The organism is Vibrio sp. 1457, from assembly GCF_033340195.1.
Classification (GTDB): domain Bacteria; phylum Pseudomonadota; class Gammaproteobacteria; order Enterobacterales; family Vibrionaceae; genus Vibrio; species Vibrio alginolyticus.
This window is the reverse complement of sequence record NZ_JAWOWA010000155.1, coordinates 1-1024: the sequence shown is the minus strand read 5'-3', so window position 1 is coordinate 1024 and position 1024 is coordinate 1. Positions and strand designations below refer to the sequence as shown.

The following is a 1024-nucleotide window of genomic DNA, read 5'->3' as shown; positions in this document are numbered from 1 at the left end:
CGGCAGCGGGAGAATGAGTATCAGAAAACACTGGCGCTGGAGCGCCAGCCGCAGAAAACCTACCGCTGGCCGACACTTTAAACCATCCAGGCAGCTGACAACCCGCACGAAGAGGGGCTCTTACTTCTCCCGCTAAATAGGTTCGTGATTAAAAAGATCACGGCCTATACCTGGGGGGGGAATTATGAAATTGCTTAACGTCATTGAAGCTGTACTTAACTGCCTGTATCTGGCGGCCGGGCTGTGGGACTGGCTGGAGAAGCATTTACCTGTTTTTAAGGCGTTCGCGCTGATTTTAGTGTGACTTTACACGCCATGCATCTGGCTGCATGGCTATGCAGTCGGGTGAATGGCTCCGGCTTTCAGCGCAGATGTCCGCCGAAAGCCCCGTTTTATCAGGTTATCACAGTGAAGGGCTGTTATACGTCCGCTGTCGCTGAGATCGCTCCAGCTCCAGCGCTTTCTGATGCTGCACCACGCGCTCCTGCTCCCGGTGCAGCTCGACGGCATTCAGTCGCTCGACAACCGGCGCAGCTGCTCGCTCAAACTCTGCACCTGCCTGCTCAAGCCCGTGACGCGCTCGCTCAGCGCCGCGTTCTCCCGTTGCATAAGACCAGACATCGTCCGCCATTCCGCGAAGGCGCTCTCCCACTCGTCCAGCCTTTTCGAGTAGTCCTGCTGTAGCTGCTCTAATGCGCTCAGCAACTGTTTTTCCAGCTCCGTCATGTGCTATTTCCCCGCCAGTATCATCCAGCTCGAATCCTCTCCGAACCGTCCCGCTTCCGGGTTCACCTTCACGCAGCGGCGTCTCTGCTCGCCGCAGGTCGAGAGCTGCACGCCGCTGTTCCTCTCTGACAGCATGGCCTGCGTGCTCTTCTGCTCCCGGATGGTCGTGTAGTTGTCGAGTATCTGCTGCCCCTGCCACCACAGAATGCCCGCGCTCGAGGCGATCAGCAGCGCGGAGACCAGGACGATGGTCAGCCACGTCTGGCTGACCATGCGCACCATGCCTTTCGTGCGCTGG

The 1024-nt window shown here is 58.4% G+C and carries 1 protein-coding gene and 1 pseudogene; both read right to left on the bottom strand.

Translation table 11 applies throughout. The features are described from left to right. Positions 1-510: 510 nt before the first annotated feature. The gene (locus R7Z41_RS24510; protein WP_015589619.1) at positions 511-726 is read right to left on the bottom strand and encodes an MbeD family mobilization/exclusion protein; all 216 of its coding nucleotides are present in this window, start codon (positions 724-726) and stop codon (positions 511-513) included. Between the two features lie 3 nt (positions 727-729). Further along, positions 730-1024, bottom strand: a pseudogene (locus tag R7Z41_RS24505) (mobilization protein); the annotation flags it as partial.